Below are 17,818 nucleotides of genomic sequence, written 5' to 3'. Positions count from 1 at the left end.
GGACGGTCATCTCACAGCCCGCGTCGGCTGCGACACTGGGACGGTGTCCGTGCACGATGACGAGTTCTCCGACGTCCCCGCCCTGGCCGCCGCGAGCGGCGTGACGGAGCCACTCCGCGCCTCCCGGCAGGTGGTGCCGACCGTCCCCGGTGGTGACGTGTCGGCGATCCGTTGGTCGCGCACCGGTCCGCCGGTCCCCGCTCGGGAGGCCCGGATCACCTACCTGCACGGGCTCGGCATCGACGCGCACAGCTTCGACCAGACCGCGATCGCCGTCGACGAGCCGGCCGTCGCGCTCGACCTGCCCGGGCACGGGCGGTCCGCGTGGCGTGCGGACGCCGACTACGCCGCCACCACCACGGCCCCCACCGTCCTCGCCGCGCTCGACGCACTGGACGTCCCGCCGGGCATCGTCGTCGGGCACTCCCTCGGCGCGATCCTGTCCGCCCGCCTCGCCGCGCTCGCACCGGAGCGGGTCACCGGTCTCGTGCTGGTCGACATGTCCCCGGACTTCGCGCAGCGCGCCGTCGACCGGATCGCCCGCGCACTGGAGGCCGAGGAACCGTTCGCGGACCTCGACGAGGTCGTCGACCGGGCGATCGCGGCCCGCGTCGGCGACGACCGACCCACGCTGCTCCGCGAGGCCCGGCACACCACCCGGGTCGGTGCCGACGGTCGGCTGGTGCGACGCCACCACTTCCCGCACCTCGGCACCGGACGGTCGGCCTCGGTCGGGCGGTTCGCCGACGCCTGGCCGGACCTGGAGCAGCTCGACGTACCGCTGCTGCTCGTGCGCGGGGACCGCGGGTACGTCTCCCCCAGGTTGCACCAGGCCTTCGCCGAACGGCTGCCGGACGCGACGATCGTCACGGTCGCGTCCCGGCACGCGGTGCAGACACAGGCGCCGCTGCCCCTCGCCGCTGCCATCCGGTCCTGGGCGACCACGCACGGTTTGTCGGACCGCGTCGAAGAACCCCCCTCGACTTCGTCGGAGCCCTGACACCGCCGGTGCGACGCATCCCGGTAGCCTCGTCCGAGCGCCGCTGACGACCGTCGTCACGCCGCCCTCGTTCCGGACCCTGCGTGGCCCGGCTCCGGGAAGGAACCCAGCATGCGTCCGCTCCACCGCACCGCACTCGTCGCGACGGCACTCGTCGTCGCGACCTCGGTCGCCCTGGCCGGCTGCTCCGGCAGCCCCGACGAGACCCGTGGCGGTCCCGATGCGACGGTCCGGGTCGGCCTGGTGCTCGAACCGACGAGCCTCGACATCCGCACCCAGTCCGGCAACGCGCTCGACCAGGTCCTCATCGACAACGTCTACCAGGGGCTCGTCGGCCGGACCGCCGACGGCGGGATCCGCGACGTGCTGGCGTCCTCGCACGAGGTCTCGGACGACGGCCTGACGTACACGTTCACGCTCCGCGAGGGCGTCACCTTCCAGGACGGCGAGCCGCTCACGGCGGACGACGTCGTGTCCTCGCTCGAGGACGTCAAGGCGAACGACTCCTACGTCGACGCGGACGACCTCGCCTCGGTCGACACCGTGACGGCGACCGGCGACGACCAGGTGCAGCTCCGGCTCACCCGGCCCGACTCCGAACTCCTGTGGAACCTGACCGGACGCGCCGGGCTCGTGCTCGAGCAGGGCGCGGACGGCGACCGGACGAAGACCGCGAACGGCACCGGGCCGTTCGAGGTCGCGAACTGGAAGCAGGGCGACTCGCTCACCTTCAAGCGGAACCCGGACTACTGGGGTCCGAAGGCGAAGGTCGGCACGGTCGTCTTCCGGTACATCACCGACCCGTCCACGGCCGTCAACGCGATGGCCGGTGGGGACCTCGACGTCCAGACCGCGGTGGACGGCACGCTGAAGGGGCAGCTGGAGGGCACCTCCGGCATCACCCTGCACACCGGCAAGACCACCGACAAGTACACGCTCGCCTTCAACGACCGGAAGGCGCCCTTCGACGACGTCCGCGTGCGCAAGGCGATCCGGCAGGCGATCGACCCCAAGGCGGTCATCACGGCCATCGGCGGCGGCGGCGTCGAGCAGGGCGGCCCCATCCCGGCGCTCGACCCCGGCTACCAGGACCTGACCGACGTCGACGCGTACGACCCCGCGTCGGCGCGGAAGCTCCTGCGGCAGGCCGGCGTCACGAAGCCCACGCTCACCCTCACGTACGCGAACGTCTACCCGACGGCCATCGGCGACGTCCTGACCTCGCAGCTCGCCGACGTCGGCATCACGCTGAAGGTGCGGCGCGTGGACTTCGCCACCTGGCTCGACACGGTGTTCACGAAGAAGGACTTCGACCTCAGCATGGTCAACCACACCGAGGCGCGGGACTTCGGCAACTGGGCGGACCCGGACTACTACTTCGGCTACGACAACGCACAGGTGCAACGGCTGTACGCCGCGGCCCTCGCCACCACCGACCAGGACGAGAAGGTCCAGGCGCTGCGACAGGCCGCCCGGATCGTCAGCGAGGACGCCGCTGCCGAGTGGCTGTACACCGCGACGACGACGACCGCGGTCCGTGACGGCGTCTCGGGCTTCCCGTTCGACAGCACCACGACCCGGCTGGACCTGGCGGACCTCGCGGTCTCGTAGCATCGCACCGTGACCCGATTCCTCGTCGGGCGGGTGCTCCTGCTCGCCGTCGGCCTGCTCGTGGCGAGCCTGATCGTCTTCGGGACGCTGCGCGTGCTCCCCGGGGACGTCGCACAGGTCGTCGCCGGGGCCGAGGCGACGCCCGCGCAGGTCGCAGCGCTCCGGGAGCAGCTCGGGCTCGACCGTCCGGTCGTCCTGCAGTACCTCGACTGGATCGGCGGGCTGTTCCACGGCGACCTCGGGAACTCGCTCGTGACCCGCGGGCCGGTCGCACCGGAGATCGCGGAGAAGCTCGCGGTCACGCTGCCGCTGGCCGGCATGTCCCTGGTCGCCGCCCTCGTGGTCGGCGTCCCGCTCGGGGTCCTCGCCGCGGTCCTCCGCCGCCGTCCGGGTGGGGCGGTGATCTCGTTCGCCGCGCAGGCCGTCGCGGCGGTCCCGGTGGTCTGGGCCGGGCTGCTCCTGGTCGCGCTGTTCGCCGTGACGCTGCACTGGCTGCCGGTGCAGGGCTTCCCGCTCGACGGCTGGCGGACGCCGGGCCGGGCGTTCGCCGCGCTCGTCCTCCCCGCGCTGACGATCGGTGCGGTCGAGGGTGCCGTCATCCTGCGCTTCACCCGCTCGGCGACGCTGTCCGTCCTCGACGCCGACCACGTCCGGACCGCCGCAGCGGTCGGGCTCACGAAGACCCGCGCTCTGCTCCGGCACGGCCTGCCCAGCGTCGCCCTGACCGTGCTCGCCGTCCTCGGGGTGCAGATCGCCGGGCTGCTCGTCGGAGCGGTCGTCGTCGAACAGGTCTTCTCGCTCCCGGGCGTCGGCCGGATGCTCGTCACCGACGTCGGCCGGCGGGACATCACGAAGGTGCAGTCCGAACTCCTCGTCCTCACCGGTCTGGTGCTGCTCGTCGGGTTCGCCGTCGACGTGCTCCACCGTGCGCTCGACCCCCGGCAGCGGGAGGCCGCATCGTGACCGTGCTCCGTCGTCTGCTCCGCACCCCGACCGGGCTCTTCGCCGTGGTCGTCCTCGGGCTGCTCGTCGTCCTCGCAGCCGTGTCGCTCGTCTGGACACCGCAGGACCCGTTCCGCACCGACCCCGCGGCGCAGTGGGGTCGACCGAGCGCCGCGCACTGGTTCGGCACCGACGCCGTCGGCCGCGACATCGCCAGCTACCTGCTCGCCGGGACCCGCACCACGCTCGTCGTCGCGGTCGGCTCCGGCGTCATCGCGAGCGTCGTCGGCGTCGTCCTCACCGCGATCGGGTCGCTCACCGCCCGCTGGGTCCGCGAGGGGACGGCCGTGCTGCTCGACGTGCTCGTCGCCTTCCCCACCCTGCTCACGGCGATGCTCCTCACCGCGGTGTACGGCGGCTCCCTCGGCGTCGTCGTCGTGTCCGTCGGACTCGCCTCCGGTGTGACGATCGCCCGCGTCGCCCGCGGGGAGATCCGCCGCATCGCGCGGAGCGACTACGTCGTCGCAGCGCGGGCCTCCGGCGTCGGTCCGGCCGGCGTGCTCTTCCGGCACCTCGTCCCGAACGCCGCGCCCCTGTTCACCGTGCAGCTGTCCCTCGCGATGGCGACGGCGGTCCTCGCCGAGGCCGGCCTGTCCTACCTGGGCTACGGCGCCGACGCGGGCACGGCCTCGTGGGGACGGTTGCTGTCCGACCTGCAGACCTACATCGGTGTCCACCCCTGGAGCGCGACCTGGCCTGGTGCCGCGATCGCGGTCGTCGTCGCGGCGCTCTCCCTCCTCGGTGACGCCGTCCGCGACGCGACCGACCCCCGGCTCAGCGCCGGCCGACGGGACGGCGACGTCCCCGGTGCCCGCCCTGCTGACCGGGTCCCGGGCGTCACCGGGTCGGAGGGCGTCGCATGACCGCCGACGCCCCCACCTCGCGTGGTCTGGACGTCCGCGGCCTGACGGTCCGGATCGCCGACCGGACGGTGCTCGACGACGTGACGTTCGCCGTGCCTCCCGGCCGTCGCGTCGGCGTCATCGGCGCGTCCGGGTCCGGCAAGTCCATGACGGCGCTCGCGCTGATGGGTCTGGAACCGGCGGGTGCGGCCGTCACCGGCAGCATCCGCCTGGACGGGCGTGAGCTCGTCGGGCTGTCGGACCGCGAGCGCGCGCGGACCCGCGGCGCCGCGATCGGCATGGTGTTCCAGGAGCCCGGCACCGCACTCGACCCGATCCGTCGCGTCGGGAAGCAGATCGCCGAACCGCTGCGCCTGCACCGCGGGCTCGACCGCCGGGCGGCCGCCGAGGCCGCCGTCGGCCTCGCGCGCGACGTCGGCCTGCCCGACCCCGAGCTGCTCCTCCGTCAGTACCCGCACCAGCTGTCCGGCGGCCAACGGCAGCGCGTCTGCATCGCGATGGCGGTGGCGGGGGAACCGGACCTGCTGGTCGCCGACGAGCCGACCACCGCCCTGGACGTCACCACGCAGGCCCGGATCCTCGACCTCTTCGAGTCGCTCACCGCCTCCAGGGGGGCCGGCATGCTCTTCGTGACGCACGACCTGGCGGTGCTGTCCCGGATCGCCGACACCGCGGTCGTGCTGGAGGCCGGACGTGTCGTCGAGCAGGGCCGGGTCGCCGACCTGCTCGCCGCGCCCCGGCACCTCGCCACCGCGGCGCTCGTCGACGCGGCCCGCGCCACCGCCAGGAGGACCCCGTGACCGACCTCCCCGCACCGGCCGCTGCGGGCGCACCCGCACTCGCCGCCGCCGACCTGCACCGCACCTACCGACTCCCCCGCCGCGGACCGTTCGAACCCGGCGCGCTCCGCACCGCCGTCGACGGCGTCGACCTCACCGTCGCCGCCGGTTCCCGGCTCGGCATCGTCGGTGAGTCCGGGTCCGGCAAGTCGACCCTCGTCCGTCTGCTGGCCGGACTGGAGGCCCCCTCCACCGGCACCGTGCACGCCTCCGGCCGCCCCGTGGATGCCCGCGCATCGGCCGCCGCCGGCAGGTGGTACCGGCGGGAGACCGGCGTCGTCCTCCAGGACCCGGTCGCCTCGCTCGACCCGCGGATGCGCGTCGGCGCCATCGTCGCCGAGCCCCTCCGGGCGCTGCGGATCGAGGGCGACCACCGGGCGATGGTCGCCGCCGTGCTCGAACGGGTCGACCTGCCCGCCGACGCCGCGGACCGGTACCCGCACGAGTTCTCCGGCGGGCAGCGGCAGCGCATCGCGATCGCGCGGGCGGTGGTGCACCGTCCGCGGATCCTGTTCGGGGACGAACCGATGAGCGCCCTCGACGTGGTGGTCCGCGCGCGGGTGATCGACCTGTTCCGCTCGTTCGTCGACGACCTCGGCGCGACGCTCGTGCTCGTCTCGCACGACATCGGCGTCGTCCAGCGGCTGTGCGACACCGTCGCCGTGATGAGCGCCGGGCGCATCGTCGAGCACGGGCCGGTGTCCCTGCTCGACGCTCCCGCCCACGAGGTCACGCGGGCGCTGGTCGCGGCGGCACCGACGCTGCCGTAGCGGCGCGCTCCTCCCCCGGGTTCCAGAACCGCGGCATCTCGCGGCGCCGGATGCGACGATCGTGGAACCTGGACGGTGCGCGAGCGGCGGGTTGTGGAACCGCGACGGGCGGCGCAGGGCACTCGGCGCTCGGCGCAGGGGCGTCGACGGCGCTACCAGCCCGCCGGGTGCCTCCGCTGCCAGCGCAGCCGCCGTTCGAGCTGCGCCCCGATCGCCAGCAGCACCCGCTCGCCGCCCGGGCGCCCGATCAGCTGCACGCCCATCGGCAGGCCCGCGCCGTCGGGATGTCCCTCGGCCGTGATCCCGACGGGCAACGTGATCGCGGGCAGACCCGACACGTTCGCCATGGACGTCCACGGCGAGTACGCGCACTGGCGGCGGAAGTCCTCCTCCGGGTCGTCGCCGTACCAGCCGAGGGGCCGCGGGGTCATCGCGAGGGTCGGCGTGAGGACCGCGTCGAACCGGTCGAACGCCCGGATCAGGGCGATCGAGAACGCGTCGAGCCCGGCCATCGCATCGAGGACCTGCGTGCTCGTCAGCGCCCGCCCGCGCTCCACCAACCAGGCGACGAGGGGCGTCAGGGCACGCCGGTCGATGCCCGGGATCCGGGCGATCCCGGCACCGGACGACTCCCAGGCGACCTGGAACGGCTCGGCGTACGGCACGCGCGGCATCGCCACGTCCTCGACCCCGTGCCCGACCTCGCCGAGCACGCGGACGGCGGTGTCGGCCGCATCGCGCGCGGCCGGGTCTACGACCACGTCCACGGAGTCGTCCCACGGCGAGCCCTCGAGCAGGCCCACGACGAAGCGGCCCTCGCCCCGGACGGCGGCCGCGGTGAAGGGGCCGTCGCCGACGTCGGGCGTCACGAGTGCGTACGGCTGGCGCTCCGGCAGCCCGGTCGGTGCCACGAGCGCGTCGAGGAGCATCCCGGCGTCGGCGACCGTCCGGGTGAGCGGTCCGGCGACGGCCAGTCCGCCCAGCCCGGCGCGTCCGGGCATGGACGGCACCCGGCCGCGACTCGGCTTGAGCCCCACCAGGCCGGTGGCCGCCGCGGGGATCCGCACCGAGCCGCCACCGTCCGACCCGACGGCAGCCGGCAGCAGTCCGGCTGCCACGGCGACGGCGGCACCGCTCGACGACCCACCCGGGGCGCGTGTGGTGTCATAGGGGTTCCGCGTCGTGCCGAACCGCGTCTCCGACGAGGACGACATCCCGAACTCGGGCGTGGCCGTCTTGCCGAGGCTGATCGCCCCGGCGTGGTCGAGCGCGGTGACGAGCGGGTGGTCGGCCTCCGCCGGATCTCCCGGCAGGGCGGCGGTGCCCGACCGGGTGGGGACGCCGCGACGGTCCGTCAGGTCCTTGTCCCCGGACGGGAGGCCCCACAGCGGTCGCGACGTCGGCACCAGGTCGCCGAGGTGGTCGGCCCGGGCACGTGCAGCATCGGCGGTGACCGTGACGAACGCGCCGAGCTGCGGGTCGAGCCGCTCGATCCGGGCGAGGTAGTGGTCGGTGACCTCGCGGGCGGTGGCGTCGCCGCGGCGGATCCAGTCCCAGAGTTCCTGCGCGGACAGGTGGTGGAGTTCGAACACGGACCGAGCCTAGGCGGACGCGGTCGGACTCCGTCCTTGACCGTGCCGTGGTCCGGGGCCAGGCTCGCCGCATGGACTTCGGCGGAGTGCTCGGCGTGGACGCGCCCGACCCGGAGCTCGAGCAGCGGGCCGCGGTCCGTGCGCTCGGGTTCGACGTCGCCGGTCTCGTCGCGCAGCGGCACCTCGAGGACTCCGGCTCCCTCGGCGTGCAGACCAGCGAGTCCGACGGTGTGCTCGTCGGTGCGACCGTGTCCCGGCAGTACACGCTCTGGCGGAACCCCGACGACCGCGACGACCCGGTGAACCTGGCGGTGCTGGACGACGAGCGGCGGCGGTCGCTCGAGGAGGTCCCGCCGTGGCCGCGCCCGGACTGGCTCGTCGCGACCGTCGAGCGCCTGCGCTACCCGATGCTCTGGGAGGCGGTCCAGACGCACTGGTCCGCACCCGGTCCGACCCGTCCCACGGCGGCGGAGACCCTCGTCCAGCACGTGCAGAACGTCCTCGTCAACCAGTACCGCGACGAACACGCCCTCCCCGACCTGACCGCCGAGCACACCTGGCCCACCCTGGTCGACGAGCGGAGCGTCCAGTCCGGGCACCCCGTCCTGGTCGACGGCGCCGAACGCCCGGGACTGCTCCTCGACACGGACCCGTTCGTGCTCGGCCTGGCCGCGGAGCTCGACGACGGCCGTCTCCTGACCGCGGTGCTCCCGCGCGACGAGCTGTCCCTGCTCACCATCGCCTTCGACGCGGCGGTGCCGTTGGACGACACTGGTCCGGAACGGCCTGGTGTCACTCCACCCGGCTAGTCCGCGCGCAGCACCTCGAAGCCCCGCAGCACACCCGACGGGAGGCACCGGACGGGCGCGCACCGCGCCTCCCGTCCGGTCCATGGCCGGCCCGACGAGGTGGGACGATGGACGGATGACCGCCACGCTCGTCGCCAAGGGGCTCGCCGGCGGCTACGCCGCCCGCACGCTGTTCGACTCCCTCGACCTCACGGTCGCACCCGGTGACGTGATCGGCGTCGTCGGGGTGAACGGGGCCGGGAAGTCGACGCTGCTGCGCCTGCTCGCCGGGGTCGACGAGCCGCTGGCCGGGACCGTCTCGCTGTCACCGACCGACGCGTTCGTGGGGTGGCTGCCGCAGGAGCACGAGCGCGTGCCCGGCGAGACGGTCGCGGCCTACGTCGCACGACGGACCGGCTGTGCGGAGGCGGCGGCGGAGATGGACGCGACGGCCCTGGCGCTCGGCGAGCCGGACGCCGGTGATGCCGCGGCGGACCGGTACTCGGTCGCGCTCGAGCGCTGGTTGGCCTCGGGTGCCGCCGACCTCGACGAGCGGATGCCGGTGGTGCTCGCCGACCTCGGTCTGACGCTCGACGCGCGTGACGGCTCGGTCACGGCGGACTCGCTCATGACGTCGCTGTCCGGTGGGCAGGCGGCACGGGTCGGCCTCGCGGCACTGCTGCTCTCACGCTTCGACATCGTGCTGCTCGACGAGCCGACGAACGACCTGGACCTGGACGGCCTCGACCGGCTCGAGGAGTTCGTCCGCGGCCTCCGCGGCGGTGTCGTGCTCGTCAGCCACGACCGGGAGTTCCTCGCCCGCTCGGTGACGGCCGTCCTGGAACTCGACCTCGCGCAGTCCTCGAACCGGCTGTTCGGCGGCGGGTACGACGCGTACCTCGAGGAGCGCGAGATCGCCCGCCAGCACAAGCGCGACGCGTACGACGAGTACGCCGCGACGAAGGCCGACCTGGTGTCCCGTGCGCGGACGCAGCGCGAGTGGTCCAGCCAGGGCGTGCGCAACGCGATGAAGAAGGCGCCCGACAACGACAAGATCCGCCGCAAGGCCGCGAGCGAGTCGAGCGAGAAGCAGGCGCAGAAGGTCCGGCAGATGGAGTCGCGCATCGCCCGGCTGGACGAGGTGGAGGAGCCGCGCAAGGAGTGGCAGCTCGCGTTCACCATCGGCCAGGCCCCGCGGTCCTCCGCCGTCGTGGCGACCCTGTCGGACGCCACGTACGTGCAGGGCGACTTCACGCTCGGGCCGGTGTCGCTGCAGGTGAACGGCGGCGACCGGATCGGCATCACGGGCCCGAACGGCGCCGGCAAGTCGACCCTGCTCCGCGCGTTGCTCGGGCGCCAGGAGCCGACGACGGGCACCGCGTCCACCGGGTCGAGCGTCGCGATCGGCGAGGTCGACCAGGCCCGGTCGCTGTTCACGGGGACCGAGTCGCTCGCGGCCGTGTTCGAGGGCCTCGTGCCGGAGATGAACACCGCGGACGTCCGGACCCTGCTCGCGAAGTTCGGGCTGAAGGCGGACCACGTCGGCCGTGCCGCCGGTGAGCTCTCCCCCGGCGAGCGCACCCGCGCCGGACTCGCGCTGCTGCAGGCCCGCGGGGTGAACGTCCTCGTGCTCGACGAACCCACGAACCACCTGGACCTCGTCGCCATCGAACAGCTCGAACAGGCGCTCGAGTCCTACGAGGGCACGCTGCTGCTCGTCACGCACGACCGGCGGATGCTCGACACGGTGCAGCTCGACCGGCAGTGGCGGGTCGAGGCGGGGCGGGTCACCGAGGGCTGAGACCCGCCCTACTGTGGGCTCATGGACCTCGCGGAGTGGGAAGAGCGCGTCGACGCCCTGTGGGCGGACACGCAGGTCGACGACGAGGGCCGGATCCGGCGCATGCGTGCCCTCGCGGCGACGGCACCGCACCCGGCGCTCGGCGCGTTCGAGCTCGGTGGCGCCCACGACTCCGGTGGGCAGGAGGCCGAGGCGGACGTCGAGTACTCCCGCGCCACGGCAGCGGGCCTCGACACCGTCGACCCGACCCGTGCTGCACAGATGGTGATCCAGCACGCCTCGACGCTGCGGAACCTCGGTCGGACGGACGAGGCGATCGCCATGCTCCGGGCCGCACCGGCACACCCGGCCGTCGGCGATGCGCCGGCGGTGTTCCTCGCACTGGCCCTGCACAGCGCAGGACGGTGCGACGAGGCGCTGCGGCTCGCCCTCGAGACCATCGAACCGACGCTGCCGCGCTACAGCCGGTCGGTCCGCGCGTACGCGGCGGCGCTCACCGGCGACTGACCGGGCAGCGCCACACCGCGGTCAGTGTCCGCCGACACGGTGGAACGGGCAGCCGCCCGACCGGGTCGCGCCGCCGTCGGACCGGGAGGCCCGCACCTTCCCTCCGGACGCCGGCTTGGTGGGCAGGCGGCGTCGGTTCACCCCGAGCCCCTCGTCGAGCACGGTCAGTCGCGGGTCGCTGAGGGTCGCCACGGCAGCCGCGAGCCCCGCGATCGCGAGCTTCTCCCCGGGGCACCGGTGGCCGGTCGCCGGGTCCGCTCCGCCGTGCGGGATGAAGGTCGGGATCGCCTCGTAGTCGTCGACGCCGAGGAACCGCGTCGGGTCGAACCGCTCCGGCTCCGCCCAGGACGCCTCGTCGGTGTCGGTCCCGAGGATGTCGAGGACGACCCGACCACCCGCGGCGAGGTGCTCGCCGTCGAGCTCGACGTCCTCGGTCGCCCAGCCGGGCAGCATCGGGACGAAGGGCGCCGTCCGTCGGATCTCCTGCGCGAACGCGGTCGCCACCGGGCCGTCCACGAGGGACTCACGGCTGCGGGCCTCCTCGGCGATGCGCTCGTGCCACTCCGGGCGGTCGTGTAGCTCCGCGGCGGCGAACGCGACGAACCGGGCGACGGCGATCATCGGACGGATGCTGTTCTGCAGCTCGACGCCGGCGGTCGCCGCGGGCAGGAGCAGCGCGGAGCGGTCGCGGTGCCACGCCCACTCGTACAGCGCAGTGCCCTCCGCGGGCTCGAGCTCGCCGGCCCGGACCGCGCGGATGAGTCGCTCGGCGTGCCGGTCGGACCACCAGCGGTTGGCCGCGGCGAGCAGGTACTCCGGCGAGTACGGTGCACCGAACCCGTCGACGATCTGCGCGAGGCGGGCGGCCCAGCGGGTCTTCGCATCGGCGGTCCCGGGCAGTCCCGCCCACCGCATCGACGCACGGCCGAAGGCGCCCACCGCGGCGTCGTAGGCGGACCGGCGCCCACCGGCGAGCCAGTCGTCGAGTTCGCGCTGCCACTCCTCCGCGAAGAGCGGGGTCAGCCGCGCGACCTGCTCGTCCTCGTACGCGACGTCGAGGAACGTGGCCTTGCGGTGCCGGTGCTCGTCCCCGTCGAGGCTGTGCACCGACCCGTCACCGAACAGGGTCTGCTGAACGATCGCGGGCATCGCGCCGTGGCGGGCGATCCGGTCACCGTCGTAGAAGAGGTCGACGGCCTCGCTGCCGCGGACGAGCAGGGCGTCCTTGAACAGGAACCGCATCGGCACCGCCCGGGCGCCGTCCGACGCACGCCGCCAGATGTGGGCGCCGAAGCCGTAACCGCGGGTGAGCAGGGACACGGAGTCGTCGATCGCCATGCGCCCATGCTGCCGGGAGCCGCCCGGCCGTCCTCCCAAGGGCCGCCCAGCCTGCCCGGCACGCGCGGCGGCTCGGAGTGACGGGCGGACCGGTCAGCGCGTGCCGGAGCGCCCGCTGCTCACGCGGCCCGGGGCGCCAGCGCCCGCAGCACCTCGGCGCACTCCTCGGCAGGGGTACGGTCGGCCGCGACGGTGACGTGGACCTCGTCCGCCTGCGGCGGCTCGAGCGTCGCCAGCTGTGAGTCGAGCAACGACGTCGGCATGAAGTGCCCGGACCGTGACGACATGCGCTGTCCGAGGAGCGCCCGGTCCCCCGCGACGTGCACGAAGACCACCCCGGAGGCCCGGAGCACGTCCCGGTAGGACCGCTTGAGTGCGGAGCAGGTCACCACCCCGTTCGTACCGGCGGCGAGGTGTCCGCGGATCCACCCGGCCACGACGTCGAGCCACGGCCACCGGTCCTCGTCGCTCAGGGGCGTCCCGGCCTGCATCTTCGCGACGTTGGTCGCGGGGTGCATGTCGTCGCCCTCGGCGAAGGCCCATCCGAGCTCCTCGGCGAGCATCGCGGCGACCGTCGACTTGCCCGAACCGGACACGCCCATGACCACGAGCACCCGTGCGTCGAGCGGTACCGGCTGCTGGTCGGTCGCGTGTCCGCTCATCGGATGAAGACCCCCGCGACGAGCACACCGACCAGCCCGGTGACCGAGATGAGGCACTCGAGCACCGACCACGTCTTGAAGGTCTGCCCGACGGTCGTGTTGAGGTAGCCCTTGACGAGCCAGAACCCGGCGTCGTTCACGTGCGACAGGAAGACCGACCCGGCACCGATGGCGAGCACGAGCAGCGAGGTCATCGGGGACGAGAGGTCCTGCGCGATCGGGGCCATGATGCCCGCGGCGGTGACCGTCGCGACGGTCGCGGACCCGGTGGCGACCCGGACGAGCGCGGACACCACCCAGGCGACGAGCAGCACCGACACGCCGGACTCCTGGACGGCGTCGGCGATCACGCCGCCGATGCCCGTGTCGATGAGCACCTGCTTGAAGCCGCCGCCCGCGCCGACGATGAGCAGGACGCCGGCCACGGGCGGCAGGGCGCTCTCGAGGGACTTCGCGACGGCCGACCGGTCCATGCCACCGCCGACCGCGAAGAACACCATCGCGTAGACGGTGGCGATGCCGATCGCGATCATCGGCGTGCCGAGGAAGTCGAGCACGCCGACCCACGCGCCGCCGGCGTCCGGCACCGTGGCCTCGCGGATCGCCTGCGCGAGCATGAGCACGACGGGCAGCAGGATGCCGACGAGGGCGACCGCGAAGGACGGGCTGCGCGGTTCGCTGATGACCCGGGTGAAGTCGCTCTTCCCGTTCGGCAGGGACGCCGTGTCCTGCGTGGCGGAGCCGCGGCGTGCCTCCCGGCCGGAGTGCGCGGGGTCCGCGTCCCGTGAGCCGAACATGTCCGGAGCGGGGACGTCGACCCAGCGTGCCGCGAAGCGGGCGAACACCGGACCGGCGACGACGATGACGGGGACCGCGAGCACGATGCCGAAGGCGAGCGTCGTCCCGAGGTCCGCGCCGACCGTCGAGACGGCCACGAGCGGACCGGGGTGTGGTGGGACGAACGCGTGCATGGTCGACAGACCGGCGAGGGCCGGGATCGCGATCTTCATGATCGGGACGCCGCTGCGCTTCGCGACGAGCACGATGATCGGGATGAGGAGCACGAGGCCGACCTCGAAGAACATCGGCAGGCCGATGAGCGCGCCGATGAGCGCCATCGTCCAGGGCAGGGCGGCGGCCGAGGACCGGCGGACCAGCGTGTCGACGACCCGGTCGGCGGCGCCGGAGTCGACGAGCAGCTTGCCGAACATCGACCCGAGCCCGACGAGGATGCCGACGCTCGTCATGGTCGCGCCGAAGCCGTTGCCGAAGCTCGTGACCGTCTGTTCCGGGGCGAGACCCGCGCCGAGACCGACGCCGAGCGCGCCGATCGTCAGGGCGACGAACGGGTGCACCTTGAGCCAGGTGATGAGCGCGATGATCACCACGATGCCGACGAGGGCAGCGATGACGAGCTGTGGGATCGTGCCCGACGGTTCGACCGGCTCGGGGCCCGCCGCGAGCAGGGTGCCCGCCGCCGAGGTCTGGAGGTGAGGCATCTGCGCCCCTTCCTGGTGCAGCTCCTGCGCTGCGCCGTCCTGCTGCTGGTGGCTGGTCCGGGCCGGTCGCAGTCCATCCCGACCGTCGAACCAATAATCTGATTAATCAGACTACATCGTCGACGCCCGCGCGCCAGCTCGTCCTGCGCGCAGTCTGCCGCTGCAATGGGGTCCGCGTCACACACCCGTACCCGACGGTCCGACCAGGAGGAACGATGCCGACACCCCGCGGCCTGCACGCCCACGTGCTCGACACGCTCGGGCAGCGCATCGTCGACGGCGCGGTCGCCCCGGGGACGGTGCTCCGACCGGAGGACGTCGCCGCCGAGTTCGGCGTCTCACGATCGGTCGTCCGCGAGGCACTCCGCGTGCTCCAGTCGCTCAGCATGGTCCGGCCACGCCAACGGGTGGGCACCCAGGTGCTGCCGTCGTCGGACTGGGAGCTCCTCGCCCCCTCGGTGATCCGCTGGCGCGGGGCCTCGGACGCGTACTTCACCCAGCAACGCGAACTGCTCGAACTCCGGCTCGGGATCGAGCCGGTCGCCGCCGCCCTCACCGCGGACCGGGGCGGTCCGGCCGCCGACGCCGTGCTCGTCGCGGCCCGCGAGATGGTCGAGGCCGTCCGACGCGGGGACGGACGTGCCTACCTCGAGGCGGACGTGCGCTTCCACCGTGCCCTGCTCACCGGATCCGGCAACACGGTCTTCGCGCACTTCGCGCACACGGTCGAGGCGCTCCTCCGCACCCGGACGAGCGAGTCCCGTGACACCATCACCCGATGGACCGCCGAGGCCGCCGCCCGACACGAGGCCGTCGGCCAGGCGGTCGTCGACCGGGAGGCCCGACTCGCGTCCGACGCGGCCGCCGCCCTGGTGCGCACCACGCGCGACGAGTTCGTCGCCGAGGCCCGCTGACCGGTGCTCGCTGAGCGGTGCTCGCTGACCGGTGCTCGCTCAGCGCCCGCCGGAGGGCCGCCTGCGCAGACCCCGGAGCCGCAGGCGCATCGTCACCGTGCCGAGCCATCGGTCGTACTTGAAGCCGACCCGTCCCATCCGGCCGATCTCCTCGAAGCCGAGCCGCTCGTGCAACCGGATCGAGGCGTCCGCGGACCGGTCGGCGATCACGGCGATGACCTCGCGCACGCCGGCCGCCCGGCACGCCTCGAGCAGTGCCTCCATGAGTGCCCGGCCGAGGCCCTTCCCGCCCGAGGCCGCCCCGAGGTAGATCGAGTCCTCGACCACGTGGTTCGACCGGTCCCGCGGGTTCCAGGGCTCGACGAGCGCGTAGCCGAGCACCTGCCCGGACGGCGCCTGGGCCACCAGGAACGGCAGCTTCCGCCGCTGGAGGTCGTCGTACCGGCGCTTCCACGCGGCGAAGGTGAAGGCCGCCGCGTCGAACGTCACCGAGGAGTTCCGGACGTAGTGCGTGTGGATCTCGCGCACCTCGGGCAGGTCCGCGGTCGTCGCCGGTCGGATCGCGTACGTGAAGACCGGTTCCGGCGGGGCCGGGGCACGCAGGTGTCGCGGCAGGGTCCGCCGCTGCTGGTATTCCTCCTCGAGCACGGTTCGAGCCTACGGGAGGCCCGTCACGGCTCGGTCGGCAGGGTCCAGTCGACGGGGTCCGCGCCCTGGGCGGCGAGCAGGTCGTCCACGGCGGAGAACGGTCGGCTGCCGAAGAACCCGCGGGACGCGCTCAGCGGGCTCGGGTGGGCCGACGCGACGACCGGGGTGTCGCCGAGGAACGGCCGGACCGACGCCGCCTGCGCGCCCCAGAGCACGGCGACGAGGGGACGGTCGCGGGCGACGAGGGCCCGGACGGCCTGCTCGGTGACCGCTTCCCAGCCCTTGCCGCGGTGACTGGCGGGCGCGCCCACGCCGACGGTGAGCACCCGGTTGAGCAACAGCACGCCCTGCCGGGACCACGCCCGCAGGTCGCCGTGTGGCGGTGGCGTCACGCCGAGGTCGTCGGCGAGCTCGCGGTAGACGTTCTGCAGGCTCCGCGGGACCGGGCGCACGTGCGGGGCGACGGCGAAGGACAGGCCGATCGGGTGCCCGGGTGTCGGGTACGGGTCCTGCCCGACGACGAGCACCTTCACGCGGTCGAACGGGTCCTCGAAGGCACGGAGGACCGCCGGCCCGGGGGGCAGGTACGGTCGGCCCGCCTCGTGTTCGGCACGGAGCCACGCACCGATCCGGTGGACCTCGTCCTCGACCGGGGCGAGCGCCTCGGCCCAGCCGGGGTCGACGAGCTCCGCGAGGGGCTTCGGCTGCACGCTAGGCGCCCATGGTGGCGACCGAGACGAACTCCTCGCCCGCCATCACCCGCCAGACGCTCCCGGTGCCGCGGACCTCGAGCGCACCTTCGCCGACGACGAGCGCGGTGTCCTCGTCGATGGCGAGACCCGCGGTGACGAACTCGGCCTCGGCGCTCGCGACGAGGCGGGCGAGGGTGCCGGCCTGCGCGGCGTGCACGTCGATGGTGAGGTCGACGAGTCCGAGTCCCTCGCGGAGCTCGACCTCGTCCAGGCCCTCGGAGGCATCCTCGGGGCAGACCTCGACGCCGCCGATCCGGTGTCCGCCGACCAGGGCGCGGTCCGCGGCGATCATCGCACCGGCGGAGTACCCGAGGTACGGCAGACCGTCCGACACGAGCAGGCGGATCTGGTCGACGAGCGGCGTGACGGCGTCCAGGTAGTCCGGGGTCCGGCCGCCGCTGACGACCAGGGCGTCGACGTCGCTGAGGACCGTCGTGTCGAAGACCCCGCCGGCGGGGACCTCGGTGACGAGGACCTCGGCCGCACGGGCACCGCCGAGGACCTCGGCGATGTCGGCGGTCGAGCCGGGCGACCTGCCGTCGGCACCGGCGACGGACAGCAGCGCGATGCGGGGGACGGTGCGCCCGACCGCGGCGGAGCGAGCGGTGGCCTCGGCGGTGAAGGCGGCGGCGACGTCCGCGGCGACGAAGGGGCCGCCGCCGACCAGGTGGATGCTCACGACTCGGCCGTCACCGGCGCGAGGGCGCTCCACGGGAACGTGATCCAGCCGTCGACCCGGCGCCACACGTGGTCGGGCTCGAGCACCGTGCCGGGCTTGGAGTAGAGGCAGGCGCTGCGGACGTCGGCACCGGCGTTCCGGATGATGTCGACCACGAGCGCGAGGGTGCGGCCGGAGTCCGACACGTCGTCGACGACCAGGACCCGCTTGCCGGCGAGGCTCGACGCGTCGAGGGCCGGCGCGAGCACGACCGGCTCCTCGAGGCGCTGCTCGACGTCGGTGTAGAACTCGACGTTGATCGAGCCGCACTCCTTGGTGCCGAGCGCGTAGGCCACGGCACCGGCGATGATGAGCCCGCCGCGGGCCACGGCCACGACCACCTCGGGCTCGAACCCGGCGGACAGGACGTCCTTGGCGAGCAGGCGTGCGGCGTCGCCGAACTCGAGCCAGCCGAGCACCTCCGGTCCGCTCGTCACGGTCACGGTCGACGAGGCGGACGGCTCCGCTGGTTCGCTGCTGATCGGCATCCGCCCACGGTACCGGCAGGGATGCG

Annotated in this window: 18 protein-coding genes; 10 read left to right on the top strand and 8 right to left on the bottom strand. The window is 73.8% G+C overall.

Translation table 11 applies throughout. The features are described from left to right. Positions 1 to 43 precede the first annotated feature (43 nt). From DEJ32_RS01845 to DEJ32_RS01820, 6 genes are all read left to right on the top strand, one after another. Positions 44 to 1,000, top strand: a complete 957-nt coding sequence (locus DEJ32_RS01845; RefSeq protein ID WP_110900148.1) for an alpha/beta fold hydrolase — start codon at positions 44 to 46, stop codon at positions 998 to 1,000. Between the two features lie 111 nt (positions 1,001 to 1,111). Beyond that, positions 1,112 to 2,611 carry an ABC transporter substrate-binding protein gene (locus DEJ32_RS01840; RefSeq protein ID WP_110900147.1) on the top strand — a complete coding sequence of 500 codons (1,500 nt, stop codon included), beginning with the start codon at positions 1,112 to 1,114 and terminating at the stop codon, positions 2,609 to 2,611. A 9-nt stretch (positions 2,612 to 2,620) separates the two neighbouring features. Further along, a complete protein-coding gene (locus DEJ32_RS01835; RefSeq protein ID WP_110900146.1) occupies positions 2,621 to 3,574 on the top strand; it encodes an ABC transporter permease in 954 nt (317 codons plus the stop codon). Between the two features lie 2 nt (positions 3,575 to 3,576). Continuing rightward, positions 3,577 to 4,476 carry an ABC transporter permease gene (locus DEJ32_RS01830; protein ID WP_110900266.1) on the top strand — a complete coding sequence of 300 codons (900 nt, stop codon included), beginning with the start codon at positions 3,577 to 3,579 and terminating at the stop codon, positions 4,474 to 4,476. After that, on the top strand, positions 4,473 to 5,276 hold the full coding sequence (locus tag DEJ32_RS01825) for an ABC transporter ATP-binding protein (protein WP_110900145.1): 804 nt from the start codon (positions 4,473 to 4,475) through the stop codon (positions 5,274 to 5,276). Before DEJ32_RS01830 ends, DEJ32_RS01825 begins: the two co-directional genes overlap by 4 nt. Next, positions 5,273 to 6,085, top strand: coding sequence for an ABC transporter ATP-binding protein (locus DEJ32_RS01820; protein ID WP_181420557.1), 813 nt, complete (start codon positions 5,273 to 5,275; stop codon positions 6,083 to 6,085). The genes DEJ32_RS01825 and DEJ32_RS01820 overlap by 4 nt, the downstream gene beginning before the upstream one ends. A 152-nt stretch (positions 6,086 to 6,237) precedes the next feature. Here DEJ32_RS01820 and DEJ32_RS01815 read toward each other — a convergent pair whose 3' ends face one another. Next, on the bottom strand, positions 6,238 to 7,677 hold the full coding sequence (locus DEJ32_RS01815; RefSeq protein WP_110900144.1) for an amidase: 1,440 nt from the start codon (positions 7,675 to 7,677) through the stop codon (positions 6,238 to 6,240). Positions 7,678 to 7,748: 71 nt separating this feature from the next. On the opposite strand from DEJ32_RS01815, the gene DEJ32_RS01810 reads away from it, so the two are divergent. From DEJ32_RS01810 to DEJ32_RS01800, 3 genes are all read left to right on the top strand, one after another. Continuing rightward, positions 7,749 to 8,486, top strand: coding sequence for a hypothetical protein (locus DEJ32_RS01810; RefSeq protein WP_110900143.1), 738 nt, complete (start codon positions 7,749 to 7,751; stop codon positions 8,484 to 8,486). A 115-nt stretch (positions 8,487 to 8,601) separates the two neighbouring features. Further along, positions 8,602 to 10,266 carry an ABC-F family ATP-binding cassette domain-containing protein gene (locus tag DEJ32_RS01805; RefSeq protein WP_110891351.1) on the top strand — a complete coding sequence of 555 codons (1,665 nt, stop codon included), beginning with the start codon at positions 8,602 to 8,604 and terminating at the stop codon, positions 10,264 to 10,266. A gap of 21 nt (positions 10,267 to 10,287) precedes the next feature. Beyond that, complete coding sequence (locus DEJ32_RS01800; protein ID WP_110900142.1) at positions 10,288 to 10,773, top strand: tetratricopeptide repeat protein; 486 nt, start codon at positions 10,288 to 10,290, stop codon at positions 10,771 to 10,773. A gap of 21 nt (positions 10,774 to 10,794) precedes the next feature. Here DEJ32_RS01800 and DEJ32_RS01795 read toward each other — a convergent pair whose 3' ends face one another. From DEJ32_RS01795 to DEJ32_RS01785, 3 genes are all read right to left on the bottom strand, one after another. Beyond that, positions 10,795 to 12,111, bottom strand: coding sequence for a cytochrome P450 (locus tag DEJ32_RS01795; RefSeq protein WP_110900141.1), 1,317 nt, complete (start codon positions 12,109 to 12,111; stop codon positions 10,795 to 10,797). A gap of 119 nt (positions 12,112 to 12,230) precedes the next feature. Beyond that, on the bottom strand, positions 12,231 to 12,773 hold the full coding sequence (locus DEJ32_RS01790) for a gluconokinase (protein WP_110891347.1): 543 nt from the start codon (positions 12,771 to 12,773) through the stop codon (positions 12,231 to 12,233). Continuing rightward, on the bottom strand, positions 12,770 to 14,272 hold the full coding sequence (locus DEJ32_RS01785; protein WP_110891346.1) for a GntP family permease: 1,503 nt from the start codon (positions 14,270 to 14,272) through the stop codon (positions 12,770 to 12,772). The genes DEJ32_RS01790 and DEJ32_RS01785 overlap by 4 nt, the downstream gene beginning before the upstream one ends. 215 nt (positions 14,273 to 14,487) lie before the next feature. On the opposite strand from DEJ32_RS01785, the gene DEJ32_RS01780 reads away from it, so the two are divergent. After that, on the top strand, positions 14,488 to 15,186 hold the full coding sequence (locus DEJ32_RS01780; RefSeq protein ID WP_110900140.1) for a FadR/GntR family transcriptional regulator: 699 nt from the start codon (positions 14,488 to 14,490) through the stop codon (positions 15,184 to 15,186). 39 nt (positions 15,187 to 15,225) lie between these two features. Here the strand turns inward: DEJ32_RS01780 and DEJ32_RS01775 are convergent, their stop codons facing one another. The 4 genes from DEJ32_RS01775 to DEJ32_RS01760 are packed head-to-tail and all read right to left on the bottom strand — an operon-like array spanning position 15,226 to position 17,792. Continuing rightward, positions 15,226 to 15,834 (bottom strand): GNAT family N-acetyltransferase, encoded by a 609-nt coding sequence (locus DEJ32_RS01775; RefSeq protein WP_110825149.1) that lies wholly within the window; start codon positions 15,832 to 15,834, stop codon positions 15,226 to 15,228. Between the two features lie 23 nt (positions 15,835 to 15,857). Next, on the bottom strand, positions 15,858 to 16,544 hold the full coding sequence (locus DEJ32_RS01770) for a uracil-DNA glycosylase (protein ID WP_110900139.1): 687 nt from the start codon (positions 16,542 to 16,544) through the stop codon (positions 15,858 to 15,860). A 1-nt stretch (position 16,545) separates the two neighbouring features. Beyond that, positions 16,546 to 17,265 carry a Type 1 glutamine amidotransferase-like domain-containing protein gene (locus tag DEJ32_RS01765; RefSeq protein ID WP_110900138.1) on the bottom strand — a complete coding sequence of 240 codons (720 nt, stop codon included), beginning with the start codon at positions 17,263 to 17,265 and terminating at the stop codon, positions 16,546 to 16,548. Continuing rightward, the gene (locus DEJ32_RS01760; protein WP_181420556.1) at positions 17,262 to 17,792 is read right to left on the bottom strand and encodes a phosphoribosyltransferase; all 531 of its coding nucleotides are present in this window, start codon (positions 17,790 to 17,792) and stop codon (positions 17,262 to 17,264) included. The genes DEJ32_RS01765 and DEJ32_RS01760 overlap by 4 nt, the downstream gene beginning before the upstream one ends. Between the last annotated feature and the right edge of the window lie 26 nt (positions 17,793 to 17,818).

This window comes from Curtobacterium sp. MCPF17_046 (genome assembly GCF_003224295.1).
In the GTDB taxonomy this organism is placed as follows: Bacteria; Actinomycetota; Actinomycetes; order Actinomycetales; family Microbacteriaceae; genus Curtobacterium.
The sequence above is the reverse complement of the archived record's forward strand: the minus strand, read 5'-3'. Positions and strand labels throughout refer to the sequence as shown.